This window comes from Nocardia sp. NPDC051756, from assembly GCF_040681495.1.
GTDB lineage: Bacteria > Actinomycetota > Actinomycetes > Mycobacteriales > Mycobacteriaceae > Nocardia.
In genome coordinates, this window is sequence record NZ_JBFAYV010000001.1 from 544472 (window position 1) to 564071 (window position 19600).

Annotated in this window: 16 protein-coding genes; 9 read left to right on the forward strand and 7 right to left on the reverse strand. The window is 69.7% G+C overall.

What is annotated here, in order from left to right; genetic code table 11:
• Window positions 1-77: 77 nt before the first annotated feature.
• Window positions 78-665 carry a TetR/AcrR family transcriptional regulator gene (locus AB0M22_RS02615; RefSeq protein WP_364720135.1) on the forward strand — a complete coding sequence of 196 codons (588 nt, stop codon included), beginning with the start codon at window positions 78-80 and terminating at the stop codon, window positions 663-665.
• Window positions 666-902: 237 nt separating this feature from the next.
• Here the strand turns inward: AB0M22_RS02615 and AB0M22_RS02620 are convergent, their stop codons facing one another.
• The 3 genes from AB0M22_RS02620 to AB0M22_RS02630 are packed head-to-tail and all read right to left on the reverse strand — an operon-like array spanning window position 903 to window position 3638.
• A complete protein-coding gene (locus tag AB0M22_RS02620) occupies window positions 903-1346 on the reverse strand; it encodes an SRPBCC domain-containing protein (protein WP_364720137.1) in 444 nt (147 codons plus the stop codon).
• Window positions 1347-1380: 34 nt separating this feature from the next.
• On the reverse strand, window positions 1381-2841 hold the full coding sequence (locus AB0M22_RS02625) for an alpha/beta-hydrolase family protein (protein ID WP_364720139.1): 1461 nt from the start codon (window positions 2839-2841) through the stop codon (window positions 1381-1383).
• A complete protein-coding gene (locus AB0M22_RS02630) occupies window positions 2838-3638 on the reverse strand; it encodes a hypothetical protein (RefSeq protein ID WP_364720141.1) in 801 nt (266 codons plus the stop codon). The genes AB0M22_RS02625 and AB0M22_RS02630 overlap by 4 nt, the downstream gene beginning before the upstream one ends.
• A 167-nt stretch (window positions 3639-3805) precedes the next feature.
• Here AB0M22_RS02630 and AB0M22_RS02635 point away from each other — a divergent pair, with 167 nt between their 5' ends.
• On the forward strand, window positions 3806-5011 hold the full coding sequence (locus tag AB0M22_RS02635) for a histidine kinase (RefSeq protein ID WP_364720143.1): 1206 nt from the start codon (window positions 3806-3808) through the stop codon (window positions 5009-5011).
• A gap of 42 nt (window positions 5012-5053) precedes the next feature.
• Window positions 5054-5719: a response regulator transcription factor gene (locus tag AB0M22_RS02640; RefSeq protein WP_150405426.1), complete on the forward strand. Its 666-nt coding sequence runs from the start codon at window positions 5054-5056 to the stop codon at window positions 5717-5719.
• 7 nt (window positions 5720-5726) lie between these two features.
• On the opposite strand, the gene AB0M22_RS02645 is transcribed toward AB0M22_RS02640, so the two are convergent.
• The gene (locus AB0M22_RS02645) at window positions 5727-6629 is read right to left on the reverse strand and encodes a hypothetical protein (RefSeq protein ID WP_364720146.1); all 903 of its coding nucleotides are present in this window, start codon (window positions 6627-6629) and stop codon (window positions 5727-5729) included.
• A 273-nt stretch (window positions 6630-6902) separates the two neighbouring features.
• Here AB0M22_RS02645 and AB0M22_RS02650 point away from each other — a divergent pair, with 273 nt between their 5' ends.
• The gene (locus tag AB0M22_RS02650; protein ID WP_364720148.1) at window positions 6903-8720 is read left to right on the forward strand and encodes a protein kinase; all 1818 of its coding nucleotides are present in this window, start codon (window positions 6903-6905) and stop codon (window positions 8718-8720) included.
• 10 nt (window positions 8721-8730) lie between these two features.
• Here the strand turns inward: AB0M22_RS02650 and AB0M22_RS02655 are convergent, their stop codons facing one another.
• From AB0M22_RS02655 to AB0M22_RS02665, 3 genes are read right to left on the reverse strand one after another with little or no spacing between them, the layout of a single operon-like run.
• Window positions 8731-11223, reverse strand: a complete 2493-nt coding sequence (locus AB0M22_RS02655; RefSeq protein ID WP_364720151.1) for an FtsX-like permease family protein — start codon at window positions 11221-11223, stop codon at window positions 8731-8733.
• Window positions 11220-11927, reverse strand: a complete 708-nt coding sequence (locus AB0M22_RS02660) for an ABC transporter ATP-binding protein (RefSeq protein WP_364721618.1) — start codon at window positions 11925-11927, stop codon at window positions 11220-11222. Before AB0M22_RS02660 ends, AB0M22_RS02655 begins: the two co-directional genes overlap by 4 nt.
• 47 nt (window positions 11928-11974) lie before the next feature.
• The gene (locus AB0M22_RS02665; protein WP_364720154.1) at window positions 11975-12295 is read right to left on the reverse strand and encodes a hypothetical protein; all 321 of its coding nucleotides are present in this window, start codon (window positions 12293-12295) and stop codon (window positions 11975-11977) included.
• 159 nt (window positions 12296-12454) lie between these two features.
• Here AB0M22_RS02665 and AB0M22_RS02670 point away from each other — a divergent pair, with 159 nt between their 5' ends.
• The 5 genes from AB0M22_RS02670 (at window position 12455) to AB0M22_RS02690 (ending at window position 19594) form a co-directional block, all read left to right on the forward strand.
• Complete coding sequence (locus AB0M22_RS02670; RefSeq protein ID WP_364720157.1) at window positions 12455-13792, forward strand: histidine kinase; 1338 nt, start codon at window positions 12455-12457, stop codon at window positions 13790-13792.
• Window positions 13793-13820: 28 nt separating this feature from the next.
• Window positions 13821-14516 carry a response regulator transcription factor gene (locus AB0M22_RS02675; RefSeq protein ID WP_364720160.1) on the forward strand — a complete coding sequence of 232 codons (696 nt, stop codon included), beginning with the start codon at window positions 13821-13823 and terminating at the stop codon, window positions 14514-14516.
• A 43-nt stretch (window positions 14517-14559) separates the two neighbouring features.
• Complete coding sequence (locus AB0M22_RS02680) at window positions 14560-17058, forward strand: protein kinase (protein WP_364720163.1); 2499 nt, start codon at window positions 14560-14562, stop codon at window positions 17056-17058.
• 148 nt (window positions 17059-17206) lie between these two features.
• Window positions 17207-17938: a hypothetical protein gene (locus AB0M22_RS02685; RefSeq protein ID WP_364720166.1), complete on the forward strand. Its 732-nt coding sequence runs from the start codon at window positions 17207-17209 to the stop codon at window positions 17936-17938.
• Window positions 17939-18046: 108 nt separating this feature from the next.
• Complete coding sequence (locus AB0M22_RS02690; RefSeq protein WP_364720169.1) at window positions 18047-19594, forward strand: protein kinase; 1548 nt, start codon at window positions 18047-18049, stop codon at window positions 19592-19594.
• Window positions 19595-19600 lie beyond the last annotated feature (6 nt).

A 19600-nucleotide genomic window follows, 5' to 3' on the forward strand; every position in this document is an offset into this window, starting at 1 on the left:
TCGTTTCAAGAGAATGCCAAGCTGGTCGCCCTCTGTCAAGACGAGACGGTTCGTCTCGTTGGTGTTATTCTGGCCAGGTGCCCGACACCCCCAGCGCCCTGCGCCGCAGCGAACGCGCCCGCGCCGCGATCCTCGCCGCCACCGCCGAGCTGATCCGCGAACTGCCCTACGGAAAGCTGAGCGTCGAGGCGATCGCCGCCCGCGCAGGCGTCGGCAAGCAGACCATCTACCGCTGGTGGCCGTCCAAGGGCGCGGTCGTCTTCGACGCGATGCTCGAACTCGATTCCGGCCCAGACGGTCTCGCGCTGCCGGACACCGGCGATATCGCCGCCGACCTGCGCCCCCTGCTTCGCGGCTCGATCACGGCCCTCACCGACCCCGGCTTCGAATCGTTCCTCCGCGCGATCTACATCGAAATCCAGCAGGACCCCGAAATCGGCGCCGCCTACCGCGAGCGCCTCCTGCTCCCGCAACGCGCCGCCATCGCCGACCGCCTCAGTGCCGCAGTGCAATCCGGCGAACTCCGCCCCGACCTGGACCTCGAACTCGCCACCGACCTACTACTCGGCCCGATCCAAATGCGCTGGTCCCTCGGCCTCGGCGGCCTCACCGACGCCTACGCCGACGCGGCCCTCGACGCGGCCCTCGCTTACCTGCGCGCCTGACCTCGATCGGTCGGCCGAAGCCGACCGGGTCCGCCGACCCGGTCCTGAGGCGGGATGTCCAGCTCCTCGATACCGGCTCGGCCTCGCCTCTCTGTGCATGACCGGCGGCTGATCTCCGCCGTCGTCAGCCGGTTCAGGCGGTGCTGTCCTCGGCGGTCAGGCGGTGCTGTGGTCGGCGGTCGGACGGTGCTGTCGCCAGCGGTCAGGTGGTGCCGGTCGTTCCCGCTCGTGTCACGGTCAGCCGACGTGCAGTGACTCGGCCTGCTGCTTGACGCCCGCGGTCATGCCGGCGAAACCGCGCTGGAGGTGCTTGCCGAGCAGGGCAACCACTACGGGGCGCAGCCAGCCGTCGAGTTCGAAGTGGGATTCGTAGCGGGTGCGGTCGTCGCCGAGTGGGGTGAGGGTGTGTGAGCGCAGGCTGTGCAGGGTGCCGAGGGGGACCGGCTTCATCGAGTAGCTCAGTTCGTGGCCCGGTGTGTGCGAGCGGATGAATTCGCGTTGGCGGCGGGGGCGCGGGCCGAGGTTGACCACCATGTCGATCGGCTCGCCGGGGACCAGCGAGCTGCGGCATTCGCTCACGAAGGGGTTCCACTCGCCGTAGCGGGGGAAGTCGGTGATCACCTGCCAGACGAGGTCGGCGGGTGCGTCGATGTCCACGGTGGCGTCGATGACAAAGGCCATGCGCAATTAGAACATGTTCTATGTAGCGCCGCGCTCAGCACGTGCCCAGTGCGGTGCCCTGGTCGGTGCCGTAGCGGTGGCCGTGGCCCGCGGGGGCATTGAGGGCGGCGAGCAGATCGGCGGTCGTCTGCACGAAGCTGAGCACCGGAAGCCATTGCGGTAGTGGCGCGTCCAGGCGAGCGCCGGTCAGGTCGGGCGCCCGCCACAGCAGGGCGGGGGACCAGTGCACCACCGGGTCGGAGCTGTTGGCCAGCACGGTCGCGCCGGCGTGATGCACCTGACCGGCGGGCGGTCCGGCCCAGAGCGCGGCGCAGGTGCGGCGATCCTGATCCGCGTCGTCGGCGAAGACCGAACTGCCGCCGATCGCGCCGAGGCTCTGCCCGTAGAGGTAGAGCTTCGGCTTGTGCGCGAGGGTGCGGATCCGATTCTCGACGGCGGTGAACAGTGCGCGGGCGGCGTCGACCGCCTGGTCGCGGCCGAAGACGAAGGTCACCCAGCTCGGCGCGTAGGAGTACTGCACGCCGACGAGGGCGACGTCGCCGCCGAAGCGCTGGTCGAACCCGCGCACGGCATTGCTGTCGATCCACCCCGAACCCGTCGGCACCATCACCACGAGGTTCGACCGCTCGAAGGCGCCGGAGCGTTCCAGTTCCCGAACCGCCAGCGCGACTCGGGATTTCAGGTCCGGCGCCGAATCCACGCCGACATAGACCCGGGCCGGTCCCGCACCGCTGACGAACTTGCGCCCCTCCGCGCCGAGCGAGGACCAGCTCACCGCCGACTGCGTGCTACCCGACACGGCCGTCGAGTCCGGTTGCACCAGAGCCGGATCCATCGTCGCATTGGCACCGGCGTAGGTCGCCTGCCGCCACCCGACCACCGCGGGCGCGGCGACCAGGTACAGAAATCCGGTCATCGCGACGACCAGTGAAACCCCACGCACCCAACCCAACTTGCGCAGCGCCCAGCTCACCCCGCGGGTGATCCCCACGACCACACCGACGATCAGCACCGCTTCGATCAGCCACCGCAGCCAGTAGTCGGCCCCGATCGGCGCCATGCTCATCGCCGCCCGCACCGTGTTCTGCCAATGCCCGGCCAGCGCGGCCGCTCCGACGATCAATGCCGACATCCCGCCCAGTAACGGCAGCCGAACCCGCGGCAGCCGCCGATTGATGTCGAAACCCCAGCGCCGCAACACTAATCGAACAATTCCCGCAACGCCCAGTGCGAGCGCCACCAGCAATCCGGTCAGAATCGCTTGCGCTCCTGGCGTCCGCGGCAGCAGTCCCGGCGACAAGGACGCCAGCGTGCCGACCCCGATGGCCAGCGTCGTCCCGATGCGTGGTCGCGAGAGACGCTGCACCGCAGTCGATGCCACGGTGCGGATCTGTCCCGGGCGAGCCTCGCGCTCCCGCAGTGGAGTTCGCGACCGCAGATCGTCGAACCCGAACGATGCGCCGGCCTCGATCCGTCTCGGCAGTGTGCTGGTCATCGCGCAACCCCCAGTACCCCAGTCGAATTCACCCGCACCGCGCCGATGACCGGCTGGACGCGCTTCTTGTTCCGAACCGTCAGCACCGCACCGAGACCGGCCAGCCCCGCACCGAGCACCCCGAGCAGCTTCCAGCTGGTCGTCGAATCCGCCTCGGCCACACCGAAGCCCGACTCGACGACCGGCGCCCCGTAGCCCTGCCGCCGCGAATTCAGATCGACGAACGTGCTCGCGATGGCGGCCATGGCATTGCACCGGGCCCGGGAGAACGGATCGACCCGGCTGTCGCACGACTCGTGCATGTGCCGGTCGAGGGTGCTGTCCAGCGCCTGCCGCGCCCACGGCCCGAGCGGCTCGCCGCGCTGCTCGGCGTAGCGCAGCAGGTCGTAGCCCAGGTCGTGCGCCTTGCACGCGGTCTCGAACTCGACCGGCAGCGTCACCGGTGACGAGCAGTCGCCCTGCGGATTCACCACCAGGCCGTCGAGCGTGCTCGGCCGGTAGCCGAACTGCGCGGCGAAGTCGTCCGGGATGGCGGCCAGCGAACCGGGGCCGCCCGAGGTCAGGTCGGTGACCGCCACGCCGGCGACAGCGCTCTCGACCGGCGCGGGCGCGCTCGCGGCCGCGGCGTGCGGCGCGGGCGCCAAGAAAACGGTGGCCGCCATGGTGGTCAGCGCCGCCGCGGTCAGCGCGGCGGCCCGACGCGTCCCGGAACCGGCTGCGGCGGAAGGAGAAAGGGAGGCGCCTGCGGCCTGTGCGGACCGCGCCGGTGCGGGTCCTGCGTTGGTCGGTGTGCTCATGATCTAGACGCTAGGAACCCGCCCCGCTCCCGGGCCTCACGCCGGGGACCGGTTTCGGTGGCCATGCCGCCGGGGGAGCCCGGTCACGGCCTCGCACCTGGGTACGGGGTAGGAAATCACCCAGGGGTATGACGTGGCAGCACGCTGGACTTTCTAGGGTCGTAGGTATGAAGCAGCGAAGCCGTGCCCTGAGAAAGCGGATGAACGGGCGGATGTGGTTCGACGCGTTGACGGTGGCGGTCGCGCTCATCTTCTTCGCGGTGGCCTGGCCGACGCTGCACCTCACCCACGCGGTGCCGGGCGCGGTGCAGCCGTTCATCGCCGCGCTCGCCGCGTTCCCGGTGCTGCTGGTGCGGATCAATCCGGCGCTCGGCTGGGCGATCTCGGCGGGCTCGGGCCTGCTCATCTCGCTGGCGATCGCGCATCAGCCGAACAACGACATGCCGATCCAGGTCGTGCACATCCTGTCGCTGTTCGTGCTGTTGCTCGCGGTGGCGGTCCGGGGGACGGTGCCGATCATCGGCGTCGCCTGGGTCGCGACCTCGCTGCTGCTCGGCACCACGATGGTGAGCGAGGGCGCGGGCTCGGTGTGGGGCTGGCCGATCGCGCTCGGCGCGGTGGTGCTGTTCGGCCTGCTCGTGCGCTGGCTGGTGCAGTCGCGCAAGCAGTTGGTGCAGCAGGAAGAGGTGACCGAGGTCGAGCGGGCCCGCCGGGCGATCCTGGAGGAGAAGGCCCGCATCGCCCGCGACCTGCACGACGTGGTGGCCCACCACATGTCGCTGGTGGTGGTGCAGGCGCAGACCGCGCCCTACCGGGTCGAGGGCGTAACCCCCGCCGCCCGTGCGGAATTCGAGTCCATCGGGGCCACCGCCCGGGAGGCGCTCAACGAGATCCGCGGCATGCTCGGCGTGCTGCGCAGCGACGGTCAAGCGCCCGAGCACGCGCCGCAGCCCAAGGCCGCCGACGTGCCGACCCTGTTCGAGGGCGCGCTGCGCGCCGGCGTGCGGATCGCGTGGACGATCGACGGCCAGCTGGAGACCGTGCCAGACGCCGCGGGCCTGGCGTTGTTCCGGATCACCCAGGAGTCGCTGTCGAATGCGTCACGGCACGCGCCGGAGGCCCCGGTCCAGGTGGACCTGCGGGTCGGGCCGATCGTGGAGCTCATCGTCCGCAACGGCGCCACCGCCACGGTCGCGCGGCCGGTCGGCAACGGCGGGCACGGCATCGCGGGCATGCAGGCCAGGGCACTGGCCGTCGGCGGCGATCTGACCGCCGGCCCGAGCGCCGACGGCGGCTTCGAGGTGCACGCGCGGATTCCGCTGAGCCAGTCGGTGACCCTCGACCCGGCGCTGCTGGGTCAAGCCGGTAACTGAGCCGTCTCGCTGATCGGGCGTATGCCCCCTTAGGGTAGGTCCGTGGCAATAACCGTGTTGATCGCCGATGACCAGGCGATGGTGCGGCAGGGCTTCGGCGCCCTGCTCGCCGCCCAGCCCGACATCAGCGTGGTGGGGGACGCGCCGGACGGCAAGGCCGCGGTGGCCGAGGCCAAGCGGCTGCGTCCGGACGTGGTCCTGATGGACGTCCGGATGCCGGAGATGAACGGACTCGACGCGGCCCGGCTCATCCTGGCCGCCGGGTTCGACCCGCCGGTGCGGGTGCTCATGCTCACCACGTTCGACATCGACGATTACGTCTACGAGGCGCTGAGCCTGGGCGCGAGCGGCTTCCTGCTCAAGGACGCGCCCGCCGAGGAACTGGTGCGCGCGGTCCGCGTGGTCGCCGACGGGCAGGCCCTGCTCGCCCCGACGGTCACCCGCCGGCTCATCGCCGACGTCACCCGCCGCCGCTCCGCCGCCCGGGCCAAGCCAGCGCCCGCGCTGGCCACCCTGACCCCACGCGAGCGCGAGGTGCTGGAGCTGATCGCGAAGGGCATGTCCAACACCGAGATCGCGGAATCGCTGTTCGTCGCCGAGCAGACCGTGAAAACGCATGTCTCCAAGGTCTTTTCGAAGCTGAACCTGCGCGACCGCGCGCAAGCGGTGGTGCTGGCCTACGAGTCCGGGCTGGTCACGCCGGGCTGAAACCCGGTCAGTGCGCGCAGGTTCCGCCGCGCAGCTCGCCCAGATGCCGGCCGAGCAGAATGGCCATCCGGGTCAGGATGGCGGTGGCGTCGTCGTAGGTGCCCGAATCGGCCTGCGCGGCAAGGGCGACGGCGACCATGCCGGATTGGGTCGGCACCACGCCGAACTGGCGGACGGTGTAGATGCCGGTGTCGTCGTCCGGTCCCCAGCCGCCCTTGAACGCGGAGCCCGCCAACGTGCCCAATCCCCAGGACTGGTCGGGCGTGATCTCCGACATCAGCTCGGTGACCTTGAAAGTCTGTGGCAGGCAAGGCAGCCGGGAGGCGAAGCGCACCTGGTTGGCCAGGGTCCATTCGGTCTGCCCGAACGCCGTGTAGTCCAGCTTGGTTCGCGGACCGGCCACGCCGGTGGTCGAGTCACCGCCCTCGTCGAGCACGTCCTGCACCGCCTGCGCGGCCTCCAGGCCGTCGCCGAGCGACTGCCAGAGTTCTTCGGCCGCATCGTTGTCCGACACCGTGATCGCGGCCTCGGCGACCTCGAAGATGCTGGTGTCCGAATCGTGCCGCAGCGCCGCGATGGCCAGCGGGACCTTGATCGTGGACCAGGCGATGCCGCTGGTCCAGTCGCCGAAGATGGTCATCCGGCCGCCGCCGACCGGCATGATCGCCAGGCCGACCTGACCGGCCAGGGTGGGTTGCAGCTGGGTGAAGTCGGCGGCCAGCGAGTCGGGGATGGACACCGACAGGCCGGGACGGAACGAGCCCGCGGTGTCGACGACGACCGCCGGGCGCTCGGTCTTGCTGTGTTCGCCGGGGAGCAGAGCACACGAGGTCAGGCCGAGCATTGCGACCAGGGCCGTGCCGCGCAGCACACCGCGCAACGCAGAACCTGTTCCCGTCGACTTCACCACGCGTCCTCCCCACCACCATTGTGCGTGTCATCGCTGTCAGTCGGCGGTGCAAAATTTAGCTCATCGGGTCGACCCGATCGGTAACCGGGCGTAAGGCCATTATGAACGCGCCGTACTTCGATGACGTGACCATGATGTCTCCTCCATAGTTTCACCGATTTTCCTCGAGAATTCGAAACCGCGTGGCCACGGGGTTACCGGCTATGCTCCAAGCTCTGTATGACGCGCTCGGACGTGACATCCGGGGGCCGCGGTTGACCTGAAGGGATTGTGTTGCTGACCAGCGGTGCGGTTTTCGCCGGATTCACCATCGAGAAGCTGCTCGGTCAGGGTGGCATGGGTTCGGTCTATCTGGCTCGACATCCCAGATTGCCACGGCAAACCGCACTGAAACTGCTCAACCGGGAGCTGTTCACCGATACCGAGGTGCGGGCCCGGTTCGAGCGAGAGGCCGATCTGGCCGCGCAACTCGATCACCCGAACATCGTCGCGGTCTACGACCGCGGCACCGAGGACGACCAGCTGTGGATCTCCATGCAGTACGTCGACGGAGTGGACGCGGCCACAGTGAACCCGCACAACCTGCCGCCGGAGCGGGCGGTGCAGATCATCGAAGGCGTCGCCGGGGCATTGGATTACGCGCACGGCATGGGCGTGCTGCACCGGGATGTGAAGCCCGCCAACATCATGCTGGCCCGGTCCAGCGGTGGGCACAAGGAGCGGGTGTTCCTCACCGACTTCGGCATCGCCCGCCTGCGTGAGGATTCCACGCACCTGACCCAGACCGGCATGTTCACCGCGACGCTGGCCTACGCCTCGCCGGAGCAGATGACCGGTGCGCACCTGGATCACCGGTCCGATCAGTACTCGCTGGCGTGCGCGCTGTACTGGCTGCTGACCGGGATCGCGCCGTTCGACGCGCCCGCCCCGGCCGACATCATCCGCGGGCACTTACAGTTGCCGCCGCCGTCGGCGGCGGCTCGTCGAGCGGGTCTGCCGCCCGCGATGGACGCGGTGATCTCGGTGGCGATGGCGAAGCGGCCGGATCAGCGGTTCGAGACCTGCCTCGAATTCGCCGCCGCCGCACGGCAAGCGCTCTCCGGTACCGCCCCTTCATTGCCCGCGCCGCCGCCCTATACCGCGCCGCCTGCTCCGACAGTGCTCGCGCAGCCGCCCAGCCAGACTCAGTATCCGGCGTCGCCGCCCTCGTACGCCACGTCGACTCCGACCTACGCGCCGCCGCAGTACGCGTCGAACCCGGTTGCCGGACAGCAGTTCCCGGCCTACTCGGCGCCGCCGCAGAATTCCGTTGCCGGACAGTCGTTCCCGCAGGGCAACGGTGGTTACCCGCCCAACTCCGGTGCCGTGCAGGCCTTCCCGCCCCCTCCGATGGGTTACGGCCCGGCGAATCCGGGTTATCCACCGCCCGCGCGCCGCTCGAACACCGGCCTGATCGTGGTGATCGTGCTCATTGTCGTGGTCGTGCTGGTGGTGGCCGGCGTGGTAATCGCGAATCTGAGCAAGTCGGATCCGTCATCCCCGCTCGACTTCGGCAAGACACCCGCGTCGGACACCCCCGCGGACCCGACGACCGTGGCCAAGGCCTTCCCGAAGATCCTGCCGCAGGGCGTGGACACCCAGTTCGGCATCGGCAGCGGCAAGGGGTATCACGACAAGACCTGCTTCCTGGACACCGCCAAGGCGGGCGACAAGATCTCCAGCGACGACGACGTGCCGGACTTCCCGAAGTGGGCGACCGGCTGGAACTGCTGGGGTGTGCCGATCAACGAACCCGACTTCATCATGGTCGCGTTCAAGACGCCCGACGACGCCAAGGCGGCGGTGCGCGATCTGCCGTCGAACACCAAGTCGACCGAACGCAACGGCGGCAAGTCCTACACCACCTACCGCTGGCAGAAGTCCGACGGCGGGTTCCCGGACGGGTTCGTGGTGGTGAGTTTCGAATCCGACCCGGCGCGGTCGAGCTACCTGTTCTTCGCCAAGGTGACGCTCACCGACAGCCAACCGGACTCCGGCTTCGGCATGACCCAGTCGAAGTTCAAGGGGTGGTTCGCCGACTTGCCGCTGTAGCCAACGCGATTCAGTCGACGGCCAGCGCCGCCACGATCGGCATCCGGGCCGCCCGCAACGCCGGTGGGATCGAGCCGAGCAAGGCGAGCGCGAGCGCGGCCGTGCCGTAGACCAGCAGCATCGGGCTCGGCCGGTAGACGATGTCGATGGTGAGCGCGTGCGCCATGGCGACGGTGGCCAGGTATTGCACGGCGATGCCGACGACGAGACCCAGTGCGGCGCCGACCAATCCGATCCCGGCCGCCTCGGCGAGCACCGAGCGCATCAGGAACGCGCGGTTGGTGCCCATGGCGCGCAGCACGCCGAGTTCGCGGCGGCGTTCGAGCACCGACAGCATCAACGTGTTCAACAGGGCGACCGTGGCCACCAGCACGACGATCCAGAGGATGGCGTTGCTCATCGCCGAGCCCTGCCGAATGCTGGAGGCGGCCGCGGTGACCGTGTTGGCTCCGGTGTCCACGTGGATATCCGGCGGGACCAGTTGCCGGATCGCCGCCTGTACCGCAGCACGATCCGCGCCGGGCGCGAAGTTGACGGTCACGACCGTTTCGCCCGGGCGCTCATACCAGTGGCGCAGCAGGTCGAGGTCCATCATGACCACCCCGGAGACCGCGGAGAAGTACGGAATCACTTGCAGCACAGTCACGGTGTGTTCGCCGGTCGGCGTCGGCAGGGTCAGTTGGGCGCCGACTCCGACACCCAGGGATTTCGCGACATCCCGCGAGATCGCCACGCCCGCACCGGCGGACAGTCGCTCGGCCGCCGCGTCGTCCAGCGTGCCCATCTGGGTCCGGCGCGCGTTCGGTGGAAAGCCTTGCAGCATCACGCGTCCGGAGCCGAGGGTGGCGAAGGCCATCTGTCCCGGGCTGACCTCGGCGACGCCGGGGACCGCGGCGATCTGCTCCGCCAGTCCGGCGGGCAGCAACGGTCCGGTGGGGAACTGCGCCATCGAGGCCGGGCTCACGTACAGATCGGTCTCGGCCAGATCTTCGAATGTGGCCGTGGCGGAATCGATCATGTTCTTCGACGCGCCGCTCATGGCGACCGTCGCCGCCACACCGATCAGCACCGTCATCGCGGTCGCCCACACCCGGCGGGGCGCCCGTTCCAGCGTGGTCGCGCCGAGCGCACCCGGCGCACCGAAGGCGCGCGCGGTCGCCGCGGCGGCCCGGACCAGCGGCCCGGTCGCAGCGAAACACAGCGTGATGGCCGCGACGAACGCGGTCGAAATGGCGCCGAGCGAATAGCGGCCCAGGTCCAGCTCGGCGATCATCACCGCCAGCCCGGCCAGCCCGAGCCCCGCCACGATCGCCGCCCACCGCAGCAGCGGACCGGTCGCGTCGGTGCGGCCGACGCCGACCGGCACCAGCGCCTCGATGGGTTCCACCTGGTACACCTGGCGCGCGGCCAACCCGGCCGCGATCACGCTCGCGAGCACACATGCGCCGATGGCGACCGGAATCGCGTAGCCGGGCACCAGGTATTCGGTGCGCGCCTCCACCGACGACATGATCGCGGCGGGCAGCTGGCCGATCGCCATGCGCCCCATGAAGATTCCGAGCACCGCGCCGACGCCGCCACCCAGCACGCCGAGCAACGCCGCCTCGGCGAGCAGATCGCGCACCATCGGCCCGCGCTTGCCGCCGATCGCGCGCAACAGCGACAGCATCGGCCTGCGCTGTGCGATCGCCATGCTCATCGCGTTGTAGATGAGGAACGCCGAAACGATCAGTGCGGCAGCCGAAGCCATCATGGTGGAGTACCGCACCAGCTGCACCGCGCCGCCCGCCTGCGCGGTGCGCAGGCTCGGCTCGGCGACCACCGCGCGCCCGCCGACGACCGCGGTGAGTTCGGTGCGCAACGCGTCCACCGAGGTGCCCGGCGTCGGGATGACCTGAATCGAATCCAGCCGCCCGACCCGCCCGGTCACCTTCTGCGCGAGCCCGAGCGGCGCCGCGACGAGATGGCCGTCGTTGAGCTGCTTCGACGTCGCCGGGTCGAGAACGCCTGCCACGGTGACGGTTCCGGAGCCGAGGGTGAACTGCTCGCCCTCCGCGTGTCCCATCCCGGTCCCGACCAGCACCCCGTTCGGCACCGCGATCAGCTTGCCGACCTGCGCGGTCATCGGCCCGGCCAGCTCACCGCCCAGCGCGCCGATGGTCTGATCCGCGCCGATCAGCAACGCCCGATCGGACCCGCTGCCGAGCTGCGCGCGCAGCATCGGCACCGCCTTGTCGACCCCCGGCGCGACCGCGATCCGTTGCAGCAGTTGCTGATCGAAACCCGCATCGGTGACCCCCGTGACCTCCAGCGCGGCCCGGCCGCCGAGGCTGTGTGTCAGCCGGTCCACCGATCCGGTGACCGAACCGGAGATGCTCAGCACCGCGACCAGCAGGCCCGCCGATACCCCCATCACCACCAGCGACATCAGGGTCCGCCCGCGGTGCCCGAGGAGTTCGCCGATATTGAACAGCCGCAACCGATCCCATGCGGCGGCGATCACGCGTTGACCGACCGCTCGGCCTGGTCGTTCGCGCCGATCCGCCCGTCGCGCAACGTGATCACCCGGTCGCAGTAGGCCACCGCGCCCATATCGTGGGTCACCATCACCACCGAATTGCCGGAACCGGCGATCTCGCCGAGCAATTCGAGGATGGACGCACCGGTCTTGGAATCCAGGTTCCCGGTCGGCTCGTCGGCCAGGATCAGCGGCGGATCCATGATCATCGCCCGGGCCACCGCGACCCGCTGCATCTGACCGCCGGACAACTCGGCGGGCCGATGCCCGGCCCGGTCGCTCAGCCCGACCAGGTCGAGCAGCTCCAGCGCGCGCGGTTTGGCCTTGCGTAACCCGGTGCCGTCCAGCAGTTTCGGGACGGCCACGTTCTCCCACGCGGACAGCGTGGGCAGCAGGTTGAAGAACTGGAAGATGAAACCGACCCGGTGCCGGCGGAACTCGGATTGACGCTCGTCGTCCAGTGCGCCGATCTCGTTCCCCTGGAACCGGATCGAGCCCGCGTCCGGGGTGTCCAGCGCGCCGAGCAGGTGCAGCAGCGTGCTCTTGCCGGAACCGGACGGCCCGATGATCGAGGTGAATTCGCCCGGCTCGATGCGCAGGCTGATCCCGTCGAGCGCGCGCACCGTCTGCCCGCCGACCCGATATTCCTTGGTGACCCCGGACAATTCGAGCATCGCCGGCTCCGGCATCGTTGCCCCACCCTCTGTTCGGTCGATCAGCAGTTCCGTGTCGCGCACTACCGCGCCATGACTTCCGGCGCATGGTGGCGGCGACGATACTGAGCGTCGAGCACGGCGCGCAGCACCGGCTGCTCGGCGGCCAGCTCGAGGTAGGCCTCGAGCGCCGACTGTCCCTGTGCTATCGCCTGATCCAGCTTCGCGTCGAGGTGGATGTTCCAGCGATAACGCAGCGCGAGCAGCAACCCGTCCGCGTCGCCGAACAACCGCTCCAGCTCCGGGATCCCGGTGAACAACCGGGGATCGGCCGGATCGACGGCGGCGCGGGCTAGGACGGCGTGCACGATTTCGGTGCGGGCATGCTGATCTTTCCAGGACATGAGCCTCGCCTTTCCGTGTGACGCTGTGTCTCACGTTACGGACGAGTGGGTCCGGTTGTCTTCGTGCCAGGGACCCGAATCCTTGTCCGCCCACGGTAGGAGAACCGACCCGCTCCAGGAACGATGTACGGGCCGCGACCGGGCGGTTAGCCTTAGCTCATGGGTGTGACCGGCGTCTCCGCCCCGGCGCGCGAGCCGAGGCCGATGACCCGTGCGTACCGCCGCATGGCAGAGGGGCTGCGGCGCACCGGCAGCCGGATCGCCGACTTCACCAGACAGCCGGTGGCCTCGTTCCTGCGCCGGGTCGAGGAACTGCCGTTCGACTATCCGCCGTCGGTCATCATCGTGGTCGACGTGGCGCTGATGCTGGTCGCGGTCGCGTCGGCGGTCCAGCGGCACAGCTACTTTCCGACCGCCCTTCCGATTCTGGCGGTACTGCTGACCTCCGCGTTCGGTCCCATGTACGCGTTCCTCGGGGTGGTGCCGCGACCCGCGACGCTCGGGCTGTTCGCGATGGCGGCCGAGGCGTTGTTCCTGGTTCAGCCGGTCTCGCCGGATCTCGCGCCGTTCGTGCTGGTCGCCGCGGCGGGTGAGGTGTCGGCGATCGCGGGGATGCGGGTCAGCGTGCCGACCACCGTGGCGATGATGGTCGAACTGGTGCTGTTCGACATGTACGGCAATCTGTCTCAAGGTCTGCCGTCCTATCTGGTCAGCATCGCGTTCGGGTGGATGGCCGGGGTGCTGCTGCAATATCAGCGCCGATTCCTCTATCAGGAACGCGGTTATCAGGACATTCGCGCGGCGCAGGCGGCCGACGAGGAGCGCCGCCGGATCGCCCGCGAGGTGCACGACGTGATCGCGCACTCGTTGAGCATCACGCTGCTGCATCTCACCGCGGCCCGGCACGCGTTGCAGACCGATCGCGAGGTCGACGAGGCGGTGGACTCGCTCACCGAGGCCGAGCAGCTGGGCAGGCAAGCCATGGCCGACATCCGGCGCACCGTCGGGTTGCTCGACGCGCGACCGTCGAAACACATGCCGGAACCGGGCGTGGACGACATCGAGAGCCTGGTCGGCGACTTCGCCAGGGCCGGGCTCGACGTGCGCTACCTCGGTGTCGAGGATCTGCGCGCGGTTTCGCCCGCGGTCGGGCTGGCGCTGTATCGGATCGGGCAGGAGTCGCTGGCCAATGTGGTCAAGCACGCGCCGGGTGCGACCGCGCTGGTTCAGGTCGCGGTGGATGCCACGGCGGCGATATTGACCGTGGACAACACGTTGCCCGCCGGCCTGCCGGCTCAGCGGGGCGCGGGAATGGGTGTGTCGGGGATGGTGCAGCGGGCCGAACTGCTCGGCGGGCGGATGATCGCCGGCCCGTACGACGACGGCTGGTCGGTCCGGGTGGCCATCCCGCTGGCGCCGGTGCGGGCCGGATTCGTGTGCGCGTCCTGGGCCGGTGTGCCGCACGGTGGTCCGTCGGCGATACGGGAGGCGCAATGAGACACCGCAGCGAGCCAGGAGCGGCGCTGTGACGGCGGCAGCGCCCTCGGGGGCCGAGGACGCGGTCACCGTGCTGGTGGTGGACGACCAGGAGCTGGTCCGCGGCGGACTGCGCCGCATCCTGCGCCGCCGCGACGGGTTCGTGGTCAGCGAATGCGCCGACGGTGACGAGGTGCTCGCCGCGGTGGCGGCCGAGCGCCCCGACGTGGTGCTGATGGATCTGCGGATGAAACGGGTCGGCGGCATCGACGCCACCCGCATCCTGCGCTCACGCGAGGGCGCGCCGCCGGTGCTGGTGCTGACCACCTTCGACGACGATCAGCTGCTCTCCGGCGCGCTGCGCGCGGGCGCGGCCGGCTTCATCCTCAAGGATTCGCCCGCCGAGGACCTGATCCGCGCGGTGCGGATGGTCGCGGGCGGCGGGGCCTGGCTCGACCCGTCGGTCACCGAACGCGTGCTGTCCGCCTACCGGACCGTCCGGCCGAGCCCGACCCGCACCACCGCGCGGCTGTCGGAGCTGACCGCGCGCGAGTACGAGGTGCTCGAATTGATCGGACGCGGCCGGGTGAACGCGGAGATCGCCCGCGAACTCGGTATTTCCGAAGTCACGGTGAAAAGCCATGTCGGACACATATTCGGCAAGCTCGAGCTGCGGGATCGGGCCGCCGCGATCGTCTTTGCGTTTGACCACGGGGTGGTGACACCCGGAGAATCCACTCTTTGACGGGCAGGCGTCGTAAGAGTTATGCGTGCACTCCTGGCCCGGGATGTGGAGGATTGACGGGGTGGAGGCACCTGGGCCGAGAACCGGTACACGGTTCGGGCCGTACGAATTGCGATCGCTGCTGGGCAAGGGGGGCATGGGCGAGGTCTATGAGGCCTATGACACGGTGAAGGACCGGGTGGTGGCGGTCAAGCTGCTGCACGAGGAACTCGCCGGCGACCCCGCCTATCAGGTCCGGTTCCGGCGCGAATCGCAAGCGGCCGCGCGGGTTGCCGAACCGCACATCGTCCCCATTCACGACTGGGGCGTCATCGACGGCGTGTTGTTCATCGACATGCAGCTGGTGCCCGGCGTCGACCTGCGCACGCTGCTGCGCAAAGAGGGACCGCTGAGTCCTGAACGCGCGGTCGGCATCATCGAGCAGATCGCCGGCGCGCTGGACGCCGCGCACGCGGGCGGCCTGGTGCATCGCGACGTGAAACCGGCGAACATCCTGGTCACGGCTGCGGACTACGCCTACCTCGCCGATTTCGGCATCGCGCACACCGAGGGCGACAGCGCCGTCACGGTGGTCGGCATGGCCGTCGGCTCCTACATCTACATGGCGCCGGAACGTTTCGACGTCGCCCAGGTCACCGGCCGGGCGGACATCTACTCGCTGTCCTGCGTGCTGCACGAGTGCCTGACCGGCGCGTCGCCGTTCCCGGCGGCCAGCATGAATGTGCTGATCCGGTCGCATCTTTCCGAGACACCGCCACGGCCCAGCTCCCAGCAGGCGGGGATCCCGGCCGGGCTGGACGCGGTGATCAGCCGGGGCATGGCCAAGGATCCGGCCGATCGATGGCCGACCGCCGCCGCGATGGCGTTGGCCGCGCGGGCCGCGTTGTCGAGTGAGCCGTCGACCGGTACGGCCGAGATACCCGCGACCGACGTTCCCGCGGACGCACCTGCGGCCAACGTGCCGCCGCCGACCGGACCGATGCTGGTGGTTCGTGCGCCGGGGGCGGTGCCGCCGGAGTCGACGGGCGAGATCTCCGCGGTGATCCTGCCCGGCGCGCCGACCATGGTGCGGCCGACCGAGATCCAGTTCACCACCTTGTCGGGGCCGCAAGAGCCCGCGCCGCCGTTCGGGCCGCCCGCGCGGTGGACACCCGAGCAGGGGCTGCCGCCGGTGCGGCCGTTCCCGGACGCGCATCTGTACTCGGAACAGTCCGGCGGGCAGGCGTATCCGGAGCAATCCGGTGAGCAGCCGTTCCCGGATCGGCCGGTCGGCCAGCCTTATCCGGATCCGGTCCAGGGACAGCCGTTCTCGGATCAGCGCGGCGGTCAGCCGTATCCGGACCAGCCCGGCGAGCGGTATCCCGATCAGCCCGGCGGGCCGCGGTATCCGGAGGTGGACAAACCGTTCTCGGCGCAGTCCGGCCCGCCATACCCGGATCCGCGCGGGGGACGACCGTACTCGGACGAGCCTGGCGGCCAGCGGTACTCGGATCGGCCGGATGGACCGTACCCGGATGCGCGTGGCGGGCAGCCGCATTCGGATCAGCCGGGCGGACCGTACCCGGATCCGCGCGGCGGACAGCCGTATTCGGCGGAACCCGAACCGCCGTATCCGGGAAGCCCCGGGGAGCAGGCATATTCGGACCAGCCCACGGCGTATATCGAACACCCTGGCGCGCAGGCCTATTCGCAGAGTGAGCCGTATGCGGGCGGGCAAGCGTACTCGGATCCCCAGCAATACGAGACGACGCGATTCTCGGACCAGCCGGGTTTCCCGCCGCCCGCCGACGACTATCCGCCCGATCACTCGGCCACGCAGGCTTATTCGGCTCCGGGCGGCTACAACGCCCCGGAGGCGTATTCCGAGCCTGACGAGTATTACGGCGCCGGTGGCTATTCCGCCCACGGCAGCCACTCGCGCCCCGACTATCCGCCGCAGAGCAACTACGCCGCGCAGAGCGAGTACGCGGAGCCGGGCTACGCGGACGACTACGACGACTATGGGCCGGAAGAGGATCCGTACGCCTCGTCCGGCAAGCGCCGCTCCGTCGTGCTGCCGATCCTGATCGGCGTGGTGGTGATCGTGGTGATCGCCGTCGTCGGCGCGATCGGCTGGCAGGTGTTCACCTCCCGCAACGTCGCGCAACCGACCGACCAGCAAGCCGGTGCGCCGGTACCCACCGCGAGCGCGCAGGCCCCCGCGCCGGGCAGTTCGTCCGCCCCGCCGGTCGCGACCACCCCGGCCAAGCCGACCACGGTCACCCTGCCCGCCGGCGCCAAGCCGTGCAGTCAGGGCAGCTCGGCCGCGGGCTCGTTCACCAAGTCCGCCACCGGATCCGCCGCGACGACCTGTGCGTTCGCCGAGGAAGTCCGGCGCGTGTACGCCGAATCGAATACCGCGAGCACGGCGTCGCGGGAGGCGTCCCGCTCGGTCGTGGCGACCAGTCCGGTCACCGGCCGGACCTACACGATGAATTGCCTCAGCGAAGGCCAGCTCGTCACGTGCAGTGGCGGCGAAAATGCGGTGGTGTATGTATATTGATCGACCCCGGGTGGCTCGTGTGCGAAAAGCATTGGGCTGCGCGGTATTAGCCGTATTCCTGGTGGCCGGATGTGGATCCGGTGGCGATGGTTCGGACGCGGATGAGACGAGCATTACCGCCGCCGCGTCGCACGCGGACCAAAAGGGTTTGTCCATAACGGTTCCCGGCACCCTCGCCGCCGGCGTGGCCGAGCTACAGGCGAGTACCCGCGGACATCTCGGCCTGGCGATCATGCCGGTCGGCGGCGATCAGGTGGTCAGCTTCGGCGACTGGACCACCGGCCCCGCCTGGTCGACCATGAAGGTGCCGTTGACGATTGCCGCGCTGCGCCTCACCGGCGGCAGTCCGAGCTATGCCGCGTCGGCCGCGATCACCGCGTCGGACAACGCCGCCGCCGACACGCTGTGGCAATCGCTGGGCTCCAATCAGGAAGCGGCGCAGGCGGTCCAGTCGGTGCTGCGGGAGGGCGGCGACGCCAAGACCACCGTGCCCGCCACCCGGTCCAGGCCGGAGAACTCGGCCTTCGGCCAGGCGGATTGGTCCCTCGCCGACCAGGTTCGGTTCGCCTCCCGGCTGCCCTGCATGCCGCAGTCCGCGCCGGTGATCAATCTGATGGAACAGATCCAGGCGGCGCAACGCTGGGGTCTCGGCGCGTTCAACGGCGCCGAGTTCAAGGGCGGCTGGGGTCCGGACGCCTCGGGCGCGTATCTGGTCCGGCAGTTCGGGCTGATCTCGACGCCCACCGGACAGCTCGCCGTCGCGTTCGCCGCGCAGCCGGATTCCGGCGCGTTCTCCGACGGGATGACCATGCTGGACAAGCTCTCCACGGTTATTTCCCAGCACCTGAACGAGCTGGCCGGCGGCCGCTGCGCCGCCTGATCCGCCGAACTTGACCGGGTAACGGGGACCCCTGAGAATCCCGACGTACGGATGTAGGCCGCAGGGCCGACGGTGCGCCGGGTCGCGCACGTGAGTGGAGGTGACGGGGTGGACGGACCGCGGACGAGGATCGGGACTCGATTCGGTCCTTACGAGCTGCGCTCGCTGCTGGGTCGCGGTGGCATGGGCGAGGTCTACGAGGCCTACGACACGGTGAAGGACCGGGTCGTCGCGGTCAAACTGCTGCCGACCGCGCTCGCCAAAGACCCGATGTACCAGCAGCGATTCCGCCGCGAGTCGCAGGCGGCCGCGCGGGTCGGCGAACCGCACGTCATCCCGATCCACGACTGGGGCGAGATCGACGGCGTGCTCTACATCGACATGCGCCTGGTCCGCGGCCACGATCTGCGCTCGGTGCTGCGCGGCGAGGGACCGCTGACCCCGGCCCGCGCGATCGGCATCATCGAGCAGATCGGCGCCGCGCTGGACGCCGCGCACGCGGAAGGTCTGGTGCACCGCGACGTCAAGCCCGCCAACATCCTCGTCACCGCCTCGGACTTCGCCTACCTGGCCGACTTCGGCATCGCCAGGTCCGCCAAGGACCCCGACATGACCGGCACCGGCGCCGCCGCGGTCGGCTCCTACAGCTACATCGCGCCGGAGCGCTTCGAGAACGGCCCGATCACCGGCACCGCCGACGTCTACTCGCTGGCCTGCGTTCTGTTCGAATGCCTCACCGGCACACAGCCTTTCCGGGCCAACGAGATGAGTGTGCTGATCCGCTCGCATCTTTCGATGCCACCACCGCGGCCGAGCACCGTGCGGCCCGGCATACCAGCGGCTTTGGACGAGGTGGTCGCGCGCGGCATGGCCAAGCGGCCGACCGATCGCTACTCGACCGCGGGCGGGCTGGCTTCGGCGGCGAAGTCGGCGCTGACCGGGCGCGCGGTCGTCGCGGTGACCGAATTGCCCACCGATCGAATGCGATCGGTCCGGCCGAAGGCGCCGCCTACGGTGGTGTTCCCGAATGTCGGCTCGCAACCGGTGATCGCGAATTCGCTTCCGACCGACGCGATCCGACGTCCGTTATCGCCCAGTCAACCCGGGTCGAACCGGATTGTGCGGCCGCCGGAGCCGCGGCACGGCGAGGTTGCCCGGCGGGAACCGCACCGAGTCCAGGAGTCGGATCCGGGTCGCCCGGATACCGGCCCCGAACCGGCCGTGGCGGCACCGACCGGAGCGGAGCCGCCGAGCCCGGCGAAACGCCGGTCCCGGGGCAAGTGGGTCAAGGTGGCCGGCGCGCTCCTGGTCGTGCTCGCGCTCGCCGGCGCCATCGGCTGGCTGAAGCGCGACGCGATCTTCCCCGGCCCCGCCGCCCCGACCCTCGCGCCGGTGCCGGACAACGCCAAGGGATGCGCGACGAAGTACCCACCCGCTGGCCGCTTCACCTACTCGGCGATCGGCAACGTGTTCACCACCTGTGACTTCGCCGAGGAACTCCGCAAGGCCTACAGCGAGGGCTCCGACGCCGACGGCACCAGGCAGATCATCGCGTTCAGCCCGGCGACCCAGCAGAACTACACCATGGAATGCGTCACCCGCGACGGCCTGGTCACCTGCAACGGCGGCGAGCGCGCGATCGTCTATATCTACTGAGGGCAG

Excerpts from the sequence above, each read along its gene's own strand:
- AB0M22_RS02660 (WP_364721618.1), bottom strand. The coding sequence starts at position 11,927 with ATGCCGGAGCCGGCGATGCTCGAATTGTCCGGGGTCACCAAGGAATAT.
- AB0M22_RS02670 (WP_364720157.1), top strand. The coding sequence starts at position 12,455 with ATGGGTGTGACCGGCGTCTCCGCCCCGGCGCGCGAGCCGAGGCCGATG.
- AB0M22_RS02665 (WP_364720154.1), bottom strand. The coding sequence starts at position 12,295 with ATGTCCTGGAAAGATCAGCATGCCCGCACCGAAATCGTGCACGCCGTC.
- AB0M22_RS02680 (WP_364720163.1), top strand. The coding sequence starts at position 14,560 with ATGTGGAGGATTGACGGGGTGGAGGCACCTGGGCCGAGAACCGGTACA.
- AB0M22_RS02620 (WP_364720137.1), bottom strand. The coding sequence starts at position 1,346 with ATGGCCTTTGTCATCGACGCCACCGTGGACATCGACGCACCCGCCGAC.
- AB0M22_RS02635 (WP_364720143.1), top strand. The coding sequence starts at position 3,806 with ATGAAGCAGCGAAGCCGTGCCCTGAGAAAGCGGATGAACGGGCGGATG.
- AB0M22_RS02625 (WP_364720139.1), bottom strand. The coding sequence starts at position 2,841 with ATGACCAGCACACTGCCGAGACGGATCGAGGCCGGCGCATCGTTCGGG.
- AB0M22_RS02630 (WP_364720141.1), bottom strand. The coding sequence starts at position 3,638 with ATGAGCACACCGACCAACGCAGGACCCGCACCGGCGCGGTCCGCACAG.